The 16,580-nt window shown below is 58.3% G+C and carries 16 protein-coding genes; 11 read left to right on the forward strand and 5 right to left on the reverse strand.

Going from position 1 to position 16,580, the window contains the following annotated elements; all coding sequences use genetic code 11:
• Positions 1–70 precede the first annotated feature (70 nt).
• From C1N62_RS19805 to C1N62_RS23215, 3 genes are all read left to right on the forward strand, one after another.
• Positions 71–2,287: an EAL domain-containing protein gene (locus tag C1N62_RS19805; RefSeq protein WP_137765451.1), complete on the forward strand. Its 2,217-nt coding sequence runs from the start codon at positions 71–73 to the stop codon at positions 2,285–2,287.
• An 86-nt stretch (positions 2,288–2,373) separates the two neighbouring features.
• The gene (locus C1N62_RS19810; RefSeq protein ID WP_137765452.1) at positions 2,374–2,913 is read left to right on the forward strand and encodes an alpha/beta hydrolase; all 540 of its coding nucleotides are present in this window, start codon (positions 2,374–2,376) and stop codon (positions 2,911–2,913) included.
• A 108-nt stretch (positions 2,914–3,021) separates the two neighbouring features.
• Positions 3,022–3,165 (forward strand): hypothetical protein, encoded by a 144-nt coding sequence (locus C1N62_RS23215; RefSeq protein WP_168195912.1) that lies wholly within the window; start codon positions 3,022–3,024, stop codon positions 3,163–3,165.
• 36 nt (positions 3,166–3,201) lie between these two features.
• Here C1N62_RS23215 and C1N62_RS19815 read toward each other — a convergent pair whose 3' ends face one another.
• Positions 3,202–5,310: a TonB-dependent siderophore receptor gene (locus tag C1N62_RS19815; RefSeq protein ID WP_137765453.1), complete on the reverse strand. Its 2,109-nt coding sequence runs from the start codon at positions 5,308–5,310 to the stop codon at positions 3,202–3,204.
• A gap of 207 nt (positions 5,311–5,517) precedes the next feature.
• On the opposite strand from C1N62_RS19815, the gene C1N62_RS19820 reads away from it, so the two are divergent.
• From C1N62_RS19820 to C1N62_RS19830, 3 genes are all read left to right on the forward strand, one after another.
• Positions 5,518–6,531 (forward strand): ABC transporter substrate-binding protein, encoded by a 1,014-nt coding sequence (locus tag C1N62_RS19820; RefSeq protein ID WP_137765454.1) that lies wholly within the window; start codon positions 5,518–5,520, stop codon positions 6,529–6,531.
• Positions 6,532–6,754: 223 nt separating this feature from the next.
• The gene (locus C1N62_RS19825) at positions 6,755–7,849 is read left to right on the forward strand and encodes a site-specific integrase (protein ID WP_137765455.1); all 1,095 of its coding nucleotides are present in this window, start codon (positions 6,755–6,757) and stop codon (positions 7,847–7,849) included.
• A gap of 245 nt (positions 7,850–8,094) precedes the next feature.
• Positions 8,095–8,394: a hypothetical protein gene (locus C1N62_RS19830; RefSeq protein ID WP_137765456.1), complete on the forward strand. Its 300-nt coding sequence runs from the start codon at positions 8,095–8,097 to the stop codon at positions 8,392–8,394.
• Positions 8,395–8,498: 104 nt separating this feature from the next.
• Here the strand turns inward: C1N62_RS19830 and C1N62_RS19835 are convergent, their stop codons facing one another.
• A complete protein-coding gene (locus C1N62_RS19835; protein ID WP_137765457.1) occupies positions 8,499–8,759 on the reverse strand; it encodes a hypothetical protein in 261 nt (86 codons plus the stop codon).
• Positions 8,760–9,064: 305 nt separating this feature from the next.
• Here C1N62_RS19835 and C1N62_RS19840 point away from each other — a divergent pair, with 305 nt between their 5' ends.
• From C1N62_RS19840 to C1N62_RS19855, 5 genes are all read left to right on the forward strand, one after another.
• The gene (locus C1N62_RS19840; protein ID WP_137765458.1) at positions 9,065–10,453 is read left to right on the forward strand and encodes a cytochrome ubiquinol oxidase subunit I; all 1,389 of its coding nucleotides are present in this window, start codon (positions 9,065–9,067) and stop codon (positions 10,451–10,453) included.
• Positions 10,450–11,445 carry a cytochrome d ubiquinol oxidase subunit II gene (locus C1N62_RS19845; protein ID WP_137765459.1) on the forward strand — a complete coding sequence of 332 codons (996 nt, stop codon included), beginning with the start codon at positions 10,450–10,452 and terminating at the stop codon, positions 11,443–11,445. Before C1N62_RS19840 ends, C1N62_RS19845 begins: the two co-directional genes overlap by 4 nt.
• A gap of 97 nt (positions 11,446–11,542) precedes the next feature.
• On the forward strand, positions 11,543–11,689 hold the full coding sequence (locus C1N62_RS23220) for a hypothetical protein (protein WP_168195913.1): 147 nt from the start codon (positions 11,543–11,545) through the stop codon (positions 11,687–11,689).
• Between the two features lie 415 nt (positions 11,690–12,104).
• Positions 12,105–12,617 (forward strand): ferritin-like domain-containing protein, encoded by a 513-nt coding sequence (locus C1N62_RS19850; RefSeq protein ID WP_137765460.1) that lies wholly within the window; start codon positions 12,105–12,107, stop codon positions 12,615–12,617.
• A 147-nt stretch (positions 12,618–12,764) separates the two neighbouring features.
• A complete protein-coding gene (locus tag C1N62_RS19855) occupies positions 12,765–13,661 on the forward strand; it encodes a manganese catalase family protein (RefSeq protein ID WP_137765461.1) in 897 nt (298 codons plus the stop codon).
• A 335-nt stretch (positions 13,662–13,996) separates the two neighbouring features.
• On the opposite strand, the gene C1N62_RS19860 is transcribed toward C1N62_RS19855, so the two are convergent.
• From C1N62_RS19860 to C1N62_RS19870, 3 genes are all read right to left on the reverse strand, one after another.
• Complete coding sequence (locus tag C1N62_RS19860) at positions 13,997–14,485, reverse strand: ferritin-like domain-containing protein (protein WP_137765462.1); 489 nt, start codon at positions 14,483–14,485, stop codon at positions 13,997–13,999.
• Between the two features lie 314 nt (positions 14,486–14,799).
• A complete protein-coding gene (locus C1N62_RS19865; protein ID WP_137765463.1) occupies positions 14,800–15,963 on the reverse strand; it encodes a zinc-dependent alcohol dehydrogenase in 1,164 nt (387 codons plus the stop codon).
• Positions 15,963–16,499, reverse strand: coding sequence for an SRPBCC family protein (locus C1N62_RS19870; RefSeq protein ID WP_206057802.1), 537 nt, complete (start codon positions 16,497–16,499; stop codon positions 15,963–15,965). Before C1N62_RS19870 ends, C1N62_RS19865 begins: the two co-directional genes overlap by 1 nt.
• Between the last annotated feature and the right edge of the window lie 81 nt (positions 16,500–16,580).

Genomic DNA, 16,580 nt, shown 5'->3' on the forward strand with positions numbered 1-16,580 from the left:
GGTGAAGCATTAACAAGATTGATTTTTGTACTAATCTTAACGGATCGCGTCCACCAGTCCGGAACCGCCCATGCTCAGCAATTTGACCCTCCCCGATGGCTTTCGCCGCCGCTTTAACCGGCAGATGCTCTATCCGCTGGCGACCGTGCTATTGGTGATGTTCACGCTGATCACGCTGTTTCTGGTATGGCTTGGGCATAACACCAACCAGCGTGAGCTGGAGCAGGAGACGCGCATCCTGACCACCTCCCTTAATCATAGTCTGGGTGAGCTGGCAGGACAGCAACGCAGCGTCGCCGCCTGGCCGCCGCTGGGGCAACAGCTGAACCAACAGCCCATCGACACCAACTGGCTGAACGACAATGTCGGCAACTGGCTGTTCAGCATGTTCAAACATCAGCAGGTCTTTATCTTCGACGCGGAGAACCGGCTGGTTTTTGCTTCCATCAATGGCGTCGCCAGCCCAGACCCCACCGTCCTGCCACAGGAGGTGGTGCCACGCCTCAACCAATTGCGCCAGCGTGGCGATCAGGCGGCCCGCCACTCCTCACCGGCGCAGCACAGCCGCTCCCGCACCACCACTCTCTCTGACATGGTGATGGTCAGGGGCGAGCCGATGATCATGGCGGCCAGCCCAATCAATGTCCCGCTGGGCGGCCGCCCCTTTACGCTGGTCAGCCTGCGCTTCTTGAATGATGGCTATCTGGATGAGCTGTCACAGGGCAGCATGATTGCCGGCCTGCACTACAGCCCGCGGCCGGGGCAGTTGCCGGGCGAGCACAGTATTCCCCTCCATGCGCGCGCGGGGCAGCCGATGGGCTACCTGACCTGGCAGCCAGAGCGCCCCGGCAGCCGGATGCTCAGCGTCATTGGCCCGGCGACGGCGCTCTCTGCGCTGCTGTTCCTGCTGGTGATTGCGGTGATCGTCCGCTCGCTCTGGCGCTCCTCCCTCAACTTGCAAAAATCGATGATTGAGCTGCGCGCCAGCGAGGCGCAGGCGCAGCACCTGGCGTTCCATGACGTGCTGACCGGCCTGCCAAACCGCGCGCTGCTGGAGGATCGGCTGTCGCACTCGCTGGCGGCGACCCTGCGCAACGGTGGCTATACTGCGCTGCTGGTGCTCGATCTGGATCGCTTCAAGAACGTCAATGACACGCTGGGCCACGGCGCGGGCGATGGCCTGATTAAGGAAGTGGCGTCGCGGCTCAACGGGCTGGTACGCAAAACCGACACCGTGGCGCGCATCGGCGGCGATGAGTTCGTGATTGTGCAGAGCGAAGTGCAGGAGCTGAGCGATGTGCAGGCGCTCTGCCAGCGCATCCACGTGGCGATCGAGCGCCCCTTCCTGCTGGCTGGCAACGATACCTTTATTGGCGTCAGCATTGGCGTGGCGCTGGCACCGGCGGATGCCATCGAGCGTGGCGAGCTGATGCGCAAGGCGGACATTGCCCTCTATGTCGCCAAATATGAGGGGCGCGGCCACTTCCGCTACTTTGAGCAGTCGATGGATGACTCTGTCAAAACGCGGCAGGCACTCGCCACGGATCTGCGCAATGCCTTGCTCAACGAGCAGGGGTTGGCGGTGCACTTCCAGCCGCAGGTGGGCATCAGCGGCCAGCAGATCATCGGGCTTGAGGCGTTGCTGCGCTGGCAGCACCCGGTGCGTGGACAAATTGCCCCAGAGGAGTTCATTCCGATTGCCGAGGAGAACGGCATCATCATCCCGCTGGGGGAGTGGGTGTTGCGGCAGGCGTGCCGCGCGGCCCACGGCTGGCCGGGCCTGTTTATCGCCGTGAACATATCGCCGGTGCAGTTCCGCACCAACGGCTTTGCCCAGCGGGTACAGCATATCGTGGCGGAGGAGCAGACCGACCCGACACGGATTGAGCTGGAGATCACCGAGAGCGTGCTGCTGGATGACGATGAGATCTCGCGCGCGACGCTGCTGGCGCTGCGTGAGGCCGGGTTCAAGATCGCGCTGGATGACTTCGGCACCGGCTACTCCAGCCTCAGCTACCTCAGCCGATTCCCGGTAGACAAGATCAAGATTGACCGCTCCTTTATCCAGAACCTCGGCGAGGGGGAGAACTCGGGCGCCATCATTGAGTCCGTGGTGCGGCTGGGGCGGGCGATGGGCCTGACAGTCACCGCCGAAGGGGTGGAGACCGAGGGGCAAATGGCGGTGCTGGCTGAGGCGGGCTGTGATGAGATGCAGGGCTACCTCTTCTCCCATGCCATTCCGCAGGAGCAGATCCCGGCGCTGCTGGCGCTGAAACGCGAGGAGTAAACGCTTGTCGCGCTGGCCCGTGCACCCTATGCTGGGGTGCTGGTCTCGCTAAACGTGACAACGTCACTTTGATAAGGAACTTCACCATGCATTTTGTTACCGTGCCCGGCTACACCAACTCTGGGCCACACCACTGGCAGACCCTGCTGGAACAGAAATACCCGCAGATTATGCGGGTTGAGCAACAGGATTGGGAGCGGCCCGAGCGGCAGGCGTGGATTGAGGGCATCCAAAAGACCCTCGCACCCTTGGAGGGGGAGATTGTGCTGATCGGGCATAGCTGCGGAGCGGTAGCCATCACCCAGTGGGCAGCGCATTATCCCGATGCCCGCATCAAGGGCGCGCTGCTGGTGGCCCCCGCGGATGTGGATGCGCCGTACGCCCTGCCGCCAATCCGCCTGCAACGGCCACTGTCGCTGGCACGGTTGCCCTTCCCGAGCCTGATGGTTGCCAGTGATAACGATGAGCACCTAAGCCTGACGCGCGCCAACCAACTGGCCACCGCCTGGGGTAGCGACTTGCGGATTATCAAGGGCGCTGGCCACTTGCACAGTGAGGCGGGCTACGGCGAGTGGCCGCTGTGCGAGGTGCTGATCAACCAACTCTCTGGCAACCAGTTGCGTTAGCGGCGGGAAGGCGGGCGGCGGGGCGTGGAATTTTGGCTATACTCTTCATTCACCTTTCGTTTTTGCGAATGAAAGTCTGGATAACGATCAACCCGTGAGGAGCACGCGATGAACCCGAGTTATGTTGCTAGCGATAAACCAAACGACAAGCATCAGAATCCTGCGCCGTCCAAGGCCGAAGATAAAGACGATCCGCACAGTGCGCCGGAAGCCGGCGACAAAGAGCCTGAAACGGACAAAACCAAACACTGATCCATCGCCCGGCCTCTGCGCCGGGCGATGCCTTTATTAGAAGGCGATCTGCATCGAGAGCTGTGCCATGCGCGGCTCTCCCAGTTGGGCCGAGGCATAGCCCGCACCGCTGTAGCCATTCAAGCCGCCCGGCACGATATTCGTCCAGTAGTGGCGGTTGGTCAGGTTGGTGATATCCAGCCGGAAGGTGGTATCCGTCTCAAACAACCGCGTTTTGTAGCTGCCGCCAGCATCAAAGGTGGCGTAGCTCCCCGTCCAGTTATCATTCGCGTTGTCCGTCGGCCTGCGGCCCACGTAGCGCCCCCCGACATGGATCTCCGTTCCGCTCAGCATTGGCAGGGTATAGACCGCCAACAGGCTGGCAGTGTAACGCGGCAGCCCGACAATCTGCTTATCTTTGGCGTCGGCATTGGCGCTGTCACGCAGGCGCGGGTCCAGCCAGGTCATGCCGCCATAGAGGTGCAGATCCGGCAATACATCCCCGTCTGCCATCAGTTCCAGCCCGCGGTTACGCTGCGCGCCATCCACCGCATACTCCCCCTGGCTATTGGTATAGGCGTAGGGGCGATCAATCTGGAACAGCGCGGCGGTCAGCAACGTGCGGCCCACGGCCAGTTTGCTGCCCACCTCGGTCTGCTTGCTGCGGTAGGGGGAGAGCACCGATCCGGCATTGCTGGCCCCGCTTGGTGCCACGTCGCCCTGTTGCAGGCTGTCGGCGTAGGTGACATAGAGCGTCAGCGGATCGACTGGCTTGTACATCAGACTGGCAGAACCGCTAAAGCCACTGTCATCGGACTGGCTGCTGCGCACGCCACTTTTGCCGTAGTTGGCCGAGGTCAGGAAGCTCTCGCTGCCAGAGAGCAGCAGGCTCCACTGCGGTGAGAAGGTCAGGGTATCGCTCAACAGGAATGCCTGCTGGGTGGTGGTCGCCGAGTGGTAGCGATCCGTGTAGTCCGGGTAGTCCGGCTCCGCAAAGCGCTGCGGATTATCCAGACTCGCCTCGCCCAGCGTGTAGCTGCCGCCATTGCGCGGGTTGTAATTCTTCCAGACAAAACCGCGCATCCCGACCGCCAGATCGTGCTTCAACCAGCCAGTCTCTACTTCGCCGGTCAGGTTGGCAAAGTAGCTGTTGATGGTAAAGCGGCTGGCGGTGGAGGTGGACGCGGTGGTCTTGTAGCTTCCGTCATTGTTCAGGAAAGTGTTGGTGACGGCGGTCGATTCGCGGTCAGCGATCTGGCGCAGCACGGCGATCTCCCCCTGCCAGTTGCCGTCAAAGTCATGCTTGAGGTGCAGTGAGGCGGTCAGGGTTTTATCGTCATTTCCCGCATAATACTGACCGGAACGATCCTTATCGATGCGTGATGCCGACGGGAACGCGACGCCGCTGGCCAAGGCATAATTGGCGGGCAGCCCTTTGGCATAGTAGTGGTAATAGCTGAAGGTGGTCTCCAGCACTGTCTGGTCAGTGAGGTTGGCATCCAGCGCCAGATTGAACAGCTGGCGACGTTTACGGCTGTTGGCGGCATAGCTGTGCCCCTCATCATCTAGCAGGTTCAGGCGGTAACGAACGCGATCGTTGCTGTCGATCGGGCCACTGAGGTCGGTGGCAACCAGCCGGCTGCCGTCGGTGCCGCCGCCCAGCGTCAGGCTGTGCTGGGGCAGATCGGTAGGGCGTTTGGAGACAAAATTGAACATCCCTGCCGGGTTGGCCGGGCCATAGAGCGCGCCACCCAAGCCATTCAATACTTCAATATGATCAAACTGTTCGACCGGATATTGGGTGGTTGAGACGATATTCAGCCCGTCCAACAGGCTGTTCTGCACCACGCTACCCTGCATACCGCGCGTCTGTGGCCGTGCGCCATCACCCTGCACAGAGGGCATATAACGGTAGACCTGTTTCGCATCCTTCAGCTGCTGCCGGGTCATCACACTTGGGGAGACGCTCTGGACGGAGTAGGGCGTATTGCGGATCTCGCGCTTGCCCAAGTTGCCGAGCGAGGCGCGTTTCTCCGTGGCGGCTGGCTCGCTGCCGGTGGTGGCTGGATTGGCGGTCACGGTCAGGGTGTCATCACTGGCGCAGGCGTAGCCCGGCAGGGCGGAAAGCACCGCCAGTGCAAGGGCATGGCGGGTAAATCTGTGCATTGTGCTCATCATAAAATCAAAACGGCGAAGCGCCGAAAGCCATAGGCAATAAAAAAAGGGCGGCTAGGGTAGCACAGCGATATATATGAATGTATATAACGATTGGTCGGCGCGCCCTATGGTTTCGATATATATAAATATATATAGCGCTATGTTATGGTACGCCTTTCTCCTCTTTCAGGCAGGTAGGTTATGGTCAGATCCCGCATGGCAGCTTGGGCATGTTCCCTGTTTTTCACCGCCACATTGCCCGCATTTGCCGCAGATGGCCCCCGACAGGTAACAGATGATACTGGCCATCGCGTCACGTTGCCGACACAGGTGCGCCGCATCGCCGATGCCTGGTTTGCCCACCACTCCCTGCTGATGACTCTCGGTGCCGGTGACAAAATCGTCGCCACCGTCAATCATCCAGAGAGCCGACCGTGGATGTTCCGCCTGCAACCGTCGCTGTCGCAGGCGCTGTCAGTGCATGGCATCAGCTTCAACAGTGAGGCACTGCTGGCACGAAACACCGACGTGATCTTTGTGCCAGCGGGCGACAGCGATGCGGCGGCCTACCGGCAGGCGCATATCCCGACGCTGGAGATGCGCTTTACCGACTACGCTTCGATGAAAAAATCCCTGCTGACCACCGCCGAGGTACTTGGCACGCCGGATGCGATGGCGCGGGCCAACGCTTACAACAGTTGGCTGGATGGGCAGATCACGCAGGTTGGGCAGCGGCTGGCAAACCTGCCCGAGGCGCAGCGCCCGCGCGTGCTGCATATCTCCTCCCTGCACCCCCTGAAAGTGGATGGCGCGGGCACCCTGATTGACCAGTGGATCCGTGCGGCAGGCGGGCGCAATGCCGCGGCATCCATTTCCGGCAATATGCATGAAGTTTCACCGGAGATGATTTTAGCCTGGCAGCCGGACGTGATTATTCTCGGTGCCGATGCTGGCAACATTGCAGACTCGGGTGATGCGCCGATCTTCGCTGCGCTAAAGGCCCAGCAGGCTGGCAAAGTGTTCCGCAACCCGGCGGGCGTTTTCCCATGGGATCGCTACGGCACCGAAGCGGCGCTGCAAATTCCTTGGGCCGCCAAAACACTGCACCCAACACGGTTCACTGACATCGACATGCTGAAAATCACCAAGACGTTCTACCAGCGCTTCTTCGACTACACCCTAAGTGACGCCGATGCACAGCGCATCCTGCACGCGCAGGGGCCAGTATAAAACCGGCTTTCGTCTCCCTTCTTACGCGCCCAAGTGGGCGCGTTTTGCGCTAAATGCGTTTCTGATAAATCACAATCATGATGCTGCCAGCCTCATTATTATGAGCGTAGCTTTGTTTCTGTGACTCCAGACTTATTAGGTATGGAGTCACAAAGCTTTTGAGCTGTGGAGAGGAACCTGCTATAACTGCCGCCTTCAGCTAACTCACAGAAAAACAAGCGTTATGGATTTGAACAGTGATTTTGTTAATGAGCGGGTGGGCCGACACGTTCTGGAGTATATGGAACAGTTGCAGGCGATCCCGCTGGCGCAGCTGGACAATGTGGACGAGGAGGGCACGGTCGAGGAGATCATGCGTATCTGGATCCGGCTGTCATTAATGATAACCCGCCGTCGGCCCGAGATTGCCATCTCCTCCCTGCTGAACCACGTGCTGCCCGGCATCGGGACACTGCAACTGAAAAAGCTGACGCGCTTGCGCCTTAACCGGCTGTTCAACCTGCTGCTGGCCGAAGGCAAAATCTCTGAGGCCAAGCGGGTGTTCGCGCTGTGTAAACAGTTCCTCGGCTGGGCGGAGACGCAGGGCTATCTGGATCACTCGCCGTTGGGGGCGATGAAACGTCGCGATGTCGGCGGCCGCAACAATCCGCCGCGTGAACGTACCTTGACCGACGCAGAGATCTGGGTGTTCTGGCATGGGCTGGACATGTGGGATCTGTCGGAGCAGTGCCGCTGGGCATTGCGCCTCTGCCTGCTCTCGGCGCGACGGCCGGACGAGGTGGTGCGCGCGCGGCGCAGTGAATTTGATCTGGAGGCGGGCATCTGGCGGCAGGGGAAACGCAATAAATCCCAGCGCGATCATACGCTGCCCATCAGCCCACTGATGCGCCAGTGCATTGAGGCGCTCGACCGCGCTAACCCCGGCAGTCCCTGGCTGGCGCCCTCGCCACTCAACCCGGAGTTGCCGTTGTCGAAAGGGGCGATCACCCAATCCTTGCGTCGGCTGGTGCGGGCAGAGCGGGGGCTAGGTCTGGAGGCGTTCACCACCCGTGACTTGCGGCGTACCGCGCGGTCGAAGTTATCGGCACTGGGCGTGCCGAATGACGTGGCGCGCAAAATCATGAACCATGCGCTGGAAGGCATAGATAAAGTGTATGACACCCATGATTATCTGGAGCAGATGCAAAAAGCGCTCGGGCGGCTCTCCGACAATATGCAGGAAATAATCCAGGCAGAAAGTTACCTGACCTTGCCACATCATTATGGCGGCATCCGTTTGGTGCTTCCTACAGATGCGATGCTCTATATGGGGGCGTGACGCTGTCACCCCCTTGGGCGCGGTAATATCTCATTTAGATGGAAGATGTGGTAAATCGGTTTTGTGGGAAAAATCTAAATAGTGCTTAATTACTAACTGCTTGAAGAAGAGGGATCTTCTCTGGTGGTTGAAATTAATTTGTCATCGAAGTGTCAAACCATTCATTTAATAGCTACCAAAAATGGCTAAATGCACCATACTAACATTGATGTGCCCCTCTACAGCTAGTGGATAAAGGAACTGTTATGAAGCTATTAACTAATATAGTGGAGTATCGCACATGGCTTTTTGATGAGTACCTTTTATTCCCGGGATCAGGAATAAACCCTCTGATGAATAATGAAGAAGTGGAGGAGTTGCTGTTCCAGAACAGGCCGAAGTTTTTTCCGTGTATTGCCTATGTGACTCCCTCAGAAAGCCATCCAGGTACGACCGAAGTGAAGTATATCAGCAAACAGCAGGTTGAACATTGGGCGGGCATTATGGGTAAACTCCCTGCACGTAATAATGACGACGATCTTTTCAATCAGGATGGCTGGCGGTAGGCCAGGCGGCCGATCAACCTAGGATAGGCGGTTGATTTATAGGAGTATATGCTGATTGCGCCCGGAGAGGACAATCAGCATCAGCCCCCGGTTTTTCCCCATTGTTAGCTGGCCCGGTCGCTGTTGGCGGCACTCCACACCTCGCCGGTAATATCCTGCTGACCCATTTTCTCCCGGTAGGCGGTCATATTAATAATGGCAATGTCCAATGCAGCAAGTAACTGCAACTGGTTGAGCTTAGGTGAAAAGAATACTTCTGTTCCCGCTTCACTCGACATAATCAACAACGGGACGGCATGGTGTGGCCCGGCATCATGATAAACTTGCTCGTATGTATTTTTCAGGATAGGGATTTTTCTCTTCATAGCTGATCCTTACTTAGCTGGCACTCTACGCGGCATTTGTATATGAATGTAATAAAAGGATTATTCAACCAGATAATATAATCACAGCCTCGGGCTGCGGCGCGTTTTTTGCGCGTCGTATAACTATAGGCTTAAACCACCCGTGCCGAAGCGGCTTTTTCCATCTTGGGACTGCCTTCACACAAATCATTTATTCTCATTTTCACCTTTCATAATCTTTATATATCACCTCGCGCCAACCGTTGGCCCGCCGCTTTCGCCTTGCAAACCCCCTTTCCGCGCATAGACTTGGTGAAGGAGGGAATATGGATACTCAGGATTTCGTGCTGCTGGTCAGCCGTTCGCAATTTGCCTTCACCATTGGCCTGCATATCGTGCTGGCGGCGTTCGCCATTGGTTTGTCCCTGTTTTTGGTGGTGATTGAGATCCTGTGGGTACGCACCCAGCGGCCCGCCTATCTGGAGATCATGGGTTTCTGGCAGAAGATCTTTGCCCTGAACATGGGGGTAGGGGTAGTGACCGGCGTGGTGATGGAGTTCCAGTTCGGCACCCACTGGGGGCCATTCTCCGCCCGCACTGGCGCGGTGCTCGGGCCACTGATGTTTTACGAAGTGCTGGTGGCCTTCTTTATTGAGGCCGGTTTTGTCGGGTTGATGCTGTTCGGCCTGCCACGCATTGGTAAAACCTTGCACCTGATTGCCACCATCATGGTGGCGGTAGGTGCCATACTGAGCGCCTTCTGGATTTTGGCGGCCAATGCCTGGATGCAAACGCCGGACGGCTTCCGGCTGGCGGAAAATGGCCGCTTTATCCCGACCGACTGGTGGGCGATCGTCTTCAATCCCTCTTTTCCCTATCGCTTTACGCATATGGTGCTGGCATCAGCCATCGCTACCTTTTTGGTGGTTGCCGCCTGCGCCGCCCATCGCCTGCTACGCGACAGCCGCCATCCCCATGCGCGCATTATGTATGGGGTAGGCATGGCGGCGCTGGTAGTGCTGACGCCGCTCCAGATCGTGGTGGGTGACCTGCATGGCCTGAATACCTTGGAGCACCAGCCGCAAAAGCTGGCGGCGATGGAGGGGAGCTGGCAGCGGCCGCCACCGGGCGAGGGCGAGCCGCTGCGGCTGTTTGCACTGCCCGATCAGGCGAGCCAGCAGAACCATGCTGAGGTGGCGATCCCGCATCTCGGCTCGCTCTATCTGCGGCACAATCTCTCCGGCACTATCGAGCCGCTCTCCGCCTTCCCGGCGGCGGATCTGCCGCCGGTTGCGCTGGTATTTTTTGCCTTTCGCATCATGGTCGGGTTGGGGCTGCTGATGGCCGTCGCCGCGCTGGCGGGCGTGGTGCAGTGGTGGCGCAAACGCCTGTTTACCAGCCGCGCCCTGTGCCGGTTGATGGTGGCACTGGGGCCAGCCGGCTTTATCGCGATGCTGGCCGGCTGGGTGGTGACCGAATCTGGCCGCCAGCCGTTTACCGTCTATGGGCTGATGCGCACCAGTGAGAGCGCCACCGTGCTCAGCCTGCCGCTCTCGCTGGCGGTCGCGGCGGCGATTGTGGTGGTCTACCTGTTGACCTTTGGCATTGGGCTGGCCCTGCTGCTGCGCCTGTTACGGCAGTCGCCCAACGCGGGGGAGACCGGGCCAGCGCCGGAAATCTGGCCGATGCTTGGCCGACAGGAGGGGCCGCCATGACCGGCGAACTGCTGCCGCTGCTGGCGGCGACCACGCTGGCCTTCTCCCTGCTGGCCTATATCCTGCTGGACGGCACCGATCTGGGGGTAGGCATCTGGCTTGGCCTGACGCGCCAACCCGCCGATCGCCATCGGGTGGTGCTCTCAATCCTGCCGATCTGGGACGCCAATGAAACCTGGCTGGTGCTGCTGTTGGGCGGGATGCTGGCGCTGTTTCCCGAGGCCTACAGCACTTTTTTGAGCACCATGCTGGTGCCGGTGGTGGTCATGCTGCTGGCGCTGGTGTTGCGCGGCGCAGCGATTGAGTTTCGCCACGGCGCCCGCTCGCCCGGCTGGTGTGACGCGGCGGTGTTCATCGGCTCCCTGCTGGCGTCACTGTTTCAGGGCATCCTGTTTGGCTGCTTTATCCAGGGAGTGCCAGTGCCGCCCGCCGCACCAGAAGCGCTGCTCTGGTGTACGCCCTTTACGCTCTTTTGTGGGCTGGTGATCACTGTGCTCTATCTGGTATTGGGTGCTGGCTGGCTCCAGTGGCGGATGGCTGGCCCCTTCAGCGAACACTTTCGCCGCATGATGGGGTGGGGTGGCGTGGGCACCCTGCTGCTGTTTATGGGGCTGATGATCTGGCTGGTGCACCTGAATGAGCACAACCGGGCGCGTTGGCAGGATGGCGCGCTGATCGCGCTCTTTGCCGCCGTGCTGGCGATGCTGGTGGCGCTGTTCTATCTGACGCTTGCCCGCCGTTACGCCCTGACGGCGCTGATGCTGCTGCTGGCTGCCACCGGGCTGGGCTTTCTGGCGATTGGCCTTACCCTGTTCCCACAGGTATTACCGCCTCAGCTCACCCTCTACAACAGCGCCTCGCCGCCGGCCAGCCAAGGCTTTGTGTTGGCCGGTTTCGCGATGGTGATCCCCTTCACACTGTTTTATAACACCTATGTCTTCTGGGTATTCAAAGGGAAAATTCACCGCCAGACGGTAAGGATAAAATATTGATCCCCGCCGGATGCTGATCTATACCTCTAATATCAACCTCCAGATCTCTCCATGCCAAAACGTGCATGTAATTACACTGGTAAAAAAGGAAGATATTATGAAAGACAGCGAGTTACCCGGCGAAATACAGAACGATCCAGGCCCGGATGAGCCAGATGGTAAAACCCAACTCACCATTGCCTATACGGCTTGGGCAATATTTATGTTAGTCATTGGTACCTATGTCACCGTGTTTTGGCGCTGATAGATGTGCGTCATGTAAAATAACTGCCCGTTGTGTATCAGAATGATGCCATCGGGCTGGGTATCTCTATTTTAGTCGTTTAGGAATGCTCCCAAAACGCTATTTTACAGCCAGTTCTCCCTGTTCAGATTTCTGCTTTTTTTGTCCATTTTCACCCCATCAACCACCTAATCCGTCGCACCCTATAAACCGGCCGCAAGGCGCGCCAGTCCTGGTGCCATCAGGGTTTCGCCTGTTCTGGGAGGTGTCATGACAGCCCGCGCGGAATATTAATTATTTCAGCCAGTTATTAATCCCGCTTCACGAAATATCATGGGCTTGCCCCGCCGCATGACTGGCTAAATGATCATTTGCGTCTAGACTTATTCAGGTAACGGAAAATGATGTTCTACGGTGAATGACTGGGAGATAACTTATGACAACGACAACGCAAGAGAATTATCTTGATTGGCTGCGTGATGCCCATGCAATGGAAGAACAAGCCGAAACCATGCTGAAAGGCATGGCAGACCGCCTGGAGCATTATCCTGACCTGAAAATGCGCATCGAGCAGCATATTAGTGAAACCAAAGAGCAGCAGCGTTTGGTTAAAAGCGTTATTGATCGTTATGACACCTCCAATTCCACCTTCAAGGATATTGCCGGTAAAGTGACGGCCATGGGCCAGGCAATGGGCGGCATGTTCGCCAGCGATGAAGTGGTCAAGGGTAGCATCAGCGGTTACGTGTTTGAGAACCTGGAGATCGCGTCCTATACCTCCCTGATTGCGGCAGCGAAAGTGCTGGGCGACCAAGAGGGTGAGCGCATCTTTACCCAGATTCTGGAACAGGAAAAAGAGATGGCCAAATGGGTGCTGGAACATCTGCCAGATACCACCCAGAAATTCCTGGCCCGTGCGGAAGCACCGGACACCGAAGCCAAGAAATAGTGTTTCTCCCGATCCCGGCGCGTGCGCCGGGATATCTGCACCAATAAACCTGTTTACCGATCCCTCCCTTTTTTCAGGGCCGATGTCGCTTGCCTGATATTCCGTGGGAGAGGGTTTGCCATACCTATAAAAATGAGGAAGCAAGCAATGTTTAAACGCGTAAAAGGACTGCAATATACCGTCCGCGTGGCAGCGCCCAATCCCGGCCTTGCCAACCTGATGCTCGAACAGTTCGGCGGTGCCCAGGGTGAGCTGGCGGCAGCCTGCCGCTATTTTACCCAGGGCCTTGCTGAGGACGATCCGGGCCGCAAAGATTTGCTGCTGGATATCGCCACCGAGGAGCTGAGCCACCTGGAGATTATCGGCACCATTATCGCCATGCTGAATAAGGGCGCCAAAGGCGATCTGGCCGAGGGCACGCAGAAAGAGGCGGAGCTGTACCGCTCACTGACCGGCAATGGCAATGACAGCCATATCACCTCGCTGCTGTACGGCGGCGGCCCGGCGCTGATTAACTCGGCTGGCGTGCCGTGGACTGCGGCCTACGTGGACACCATTGGCGAGCCGACCGCTGACCTGCGTTCCAACATCGCCGCCGAGGCGCGCGCCAAGATGGTCTATGAGCGGCTGATCAACGTCACTGACGATCCGGGCATCAAAGATGCGCTGGGCTTCCTGATGACGCGTGAGGTGGCGCACCAGCAATCCTTTGAGAAGGCACTCTATTCCATCCGCAATAACTTCCCGCCGGGCAAACTGCCGCCGATGCCGGAGTTCGCCAACACCTACTACAACATGTCAGGTGAGGAGGAGGTACGCGGCAGCTGGAACTCTGACGATAACTTCAACTACGTGCGTGAACCACAGGCGGGCGTGGATGGCGCGGATGGCAGCGCGTCGGTTGACCTGCCCGGCGAGCAGGCCGCTGACCTGAAAGCCATGGCGATGCGCACCCAATCTGACACTTCGATTAACCCTGTTACCGGCGCGGATCTCGGCTCTGCCGGGCCGATTGAGAATGAGGCCGCCGCGCGTAAAAAATAGTCTCCCCGTTTTGCCTGTTGATGGTTATTTTGGCCGCCCGGAGGGGGGGCCCTTTTTTTATTCTCCCGCCGAAATATTACAATTCTGTTAATTGCTACGTTAGGTCTACGCAAAGAGTTTAAATAATGCGCAGGCGCGTTAGGATTGCTCTTAAATAAGGGCGGAAATAACCAGCCAGAAGAGATAACGCGTTATAGTGGCCCGGTCAGATTTCTCTGTAACGAATTACGTTGATTGTTCAGCCCGCTTCGGCGGGCTTTTTTTTATCCGCCAACATAGGATAAAAAAAACCCCGGCAGCGCCGGGGCAATAAGATCAACAACAGGAGAAACCGGTTATTTCTGTTCAGGCTGCTGGCTTTCAGCGATCACCGTCAACTTCTCGTCAGTGGTTTTCTCTTCTTGCAGTGTCTCTTCCAGCAGTTTGACTGCTTCGGTGTAGCCCAGTCTTTCCGCCATAGCGCGCAGGGTACCGTAGGTCGCAATCTCGTAGTGTTCCACTTTCTGGGCGGCGCCGATCAGGCCAGCATCACGCACCGGGCCTTTTTCCACGCCTTCAATGATTTCCACCGCCTCTTCCACCAGTCCCTCAAGGGCATGGCACTTCATGCGTTTGATGCGCACTTCTGGCGTGGCTTCCACCAGCCGATCCAGGCGGTCAATCTGGCCTTGGGTCTCTTCCAGGTGGGTGTTGAATGCTTCGACTAATTTTGGGTCTTCGGCTGCGCGGGCCATTTTTGGCAGTGCTCTGGTTATTTGTTTCTCTGCACTGTAAACATCCGACAAATCATGAATGAAAAGATCCTTCAGGGTCTTAATAGCCATCTGATAATCCTCTTTTACGTTGCATGGTAGGGAAGTTCATTGAACTGCATCTGCACTCGATGCACTTTATTCATCCTCCCTTTAAGTAATAGTCGAATATGGCTGAATTACAAGGCGCGCCCCGGAAAGGCTAGCACTTTGCACTGTAAACAAATAAGACATTGAGGCAGTAAATGGCAAATGAGCGAGGGCCTGGCATCTCACGGGCGCGAATATTTTCCCTGCCATTGGAAGGATAGGGAAAATAAAAGCTGTACAGCGGGGAGGCATTGTTCAGATATTGCCCCATCCGCTTGGGATGGGGCAGGGCGGCATCAGGGCTTGAATACTGCCCGTATGCACCCCTCTTTCTTGTGCTTAAACATGTCGTAACCGAGCGGCGCGTCCTCCAGCGAGAAGCGGTGCGTCACCATGAAGGCGGTGTCCAGCTCCCCCTTGGCAACGTGGTCAATCAGCCGCTGCATGTAGCGCTGGCCATGCTGCTGCGCGGTGCGCACAGTGATGCTTTTGTTGATCAGCAGGCCGAGCGGGAATTTATCCATCACCCCATAGACGCCAAGGATGGAGAGCGTGCCGCCCTTGCGGATGGAGTACATCGCCTGCCGCAGCGCCGCGCCCACATCCGTCTCCAGATGCAGCAGTTGCTTGGTGCGATCGTAGACCTGCGTCAGCCCCTCGCCCTTGGCCTCCATCCCCACTGCATCAATGCAGCTGTCCGGCCCGCGGCCACCGGTCAGCTCCATCAGCGCCTCATGGATGTCAATCTGCGTGTAGTCGAGCGGAATCGCGCCCAGCTTGCGCGCCATCGCCAGCCGCTCCGGGAAGCGGTCAATGGCGATGACCTTCTCTGCACCCATCAGCAGGGCGCTCTGTTGCGCCATCAAGCCAACGCCGCCGCACCCCCACACCGCCACGATGTCGCCGGGGTGGATATTGCAGAAGTCCGCGCCCATGTAGCCGGTCGGCGCGGCGTCGGAGAGAAACAGCGCCTGCTCGTCTGTCACCTCATCAGGCACCACGAAACAGTCATTGTCAGCGAAGGGGACGCGGATGTAATCGGCATGGGAGCCGGCATAGCCGCCGAAGGCGTGGCTATAGGCGTAGATGCCAGCTGTGGGGTGGCCGAGCACCGGTTCGCCCAGCTCGCTATGCGGGTTGGTATTATCACAGCAGGAGTGCAGCTCATGCTGGCAGAACCAGCAGGAGCCACAGGAGATAAAGGAGGGCACCACCACCCGCTGCCCCACCTTCACCTTTTTCACCCCTTTGCCGACCGCCACGATCTCGCCCATAAATTCATGGCCGAGGATGTCCCCCTCCTTCATGGTGGGGATCAGGCCATCAATGACGTGCAGATCCGAGCCACAAGTGGTACTGAGGCCGACGCGCAAAATGGCGTCGTTGGGATTGATGATGGTGGGATCATTGACAGTCTCGACCCGCAGGTCATTCACGCCGTTCCAGCACAGTGCACGCATTACGCCTCCTTCTCTTTGCGATCGCCGCCGGCTGGCAGCGGTGACAGTTGCGGGATCTCACCGGTCTCCGCCAGACTTTTGAAGCGGCGCAGCGCCTTGCTGAAGGTCTCTTTCGGCATCAGATCGAACAGCGAGGTCAGTTTCTCCCCGAGGATGCCGCCCGGCGGGTCGAAGCGCACCACCAGCGTCAGCTCGGTGCCCTTGTTGCCGGGGGCGGGGCGGAAGATCAGCCGTCCCTCATTGGGCACGTCCGCCTCCTCCAGCGAACGCCAGTGGATAAACTGCCCCTCGGCCTCATCAACCACCCGCGTCTGCCAGTCAAAGGTTTTCCCCAGCGGCCCCTCCACGCGCCAGCGCGCCTCGGTCGGGCTGGTGACCTCTATCTGGGCAAAGTGGCCCATCACCTGCGGCAAGGTATCAGGTTGCCGCCACAGGCGGTGCAGCTCCGCCGCCGGGCGTCCTACGGTGATCCAGCTACGGATCACCGGCTCATCACTCTTCTCCACCCCAGTGGCTTCTCGATTAGCGTCTTGCAAAATCCTCTCCTCCTGGTTGTGCGCCTGCTGATGGAGCGTGCTCCATCTTGTGGCCAGTCCCTATAGAGTTAAGCAAAGTTC

Origin of the sequence: Nissabacter sp. SGAir0207 (assembly GCF_005491205.1) — a bacterium.
GTDB lineage: Bacteria > Pseudomonadota > Gammaproteobacteria > Enterobacterales > Enterobacteriaceae > Chimaeribacter.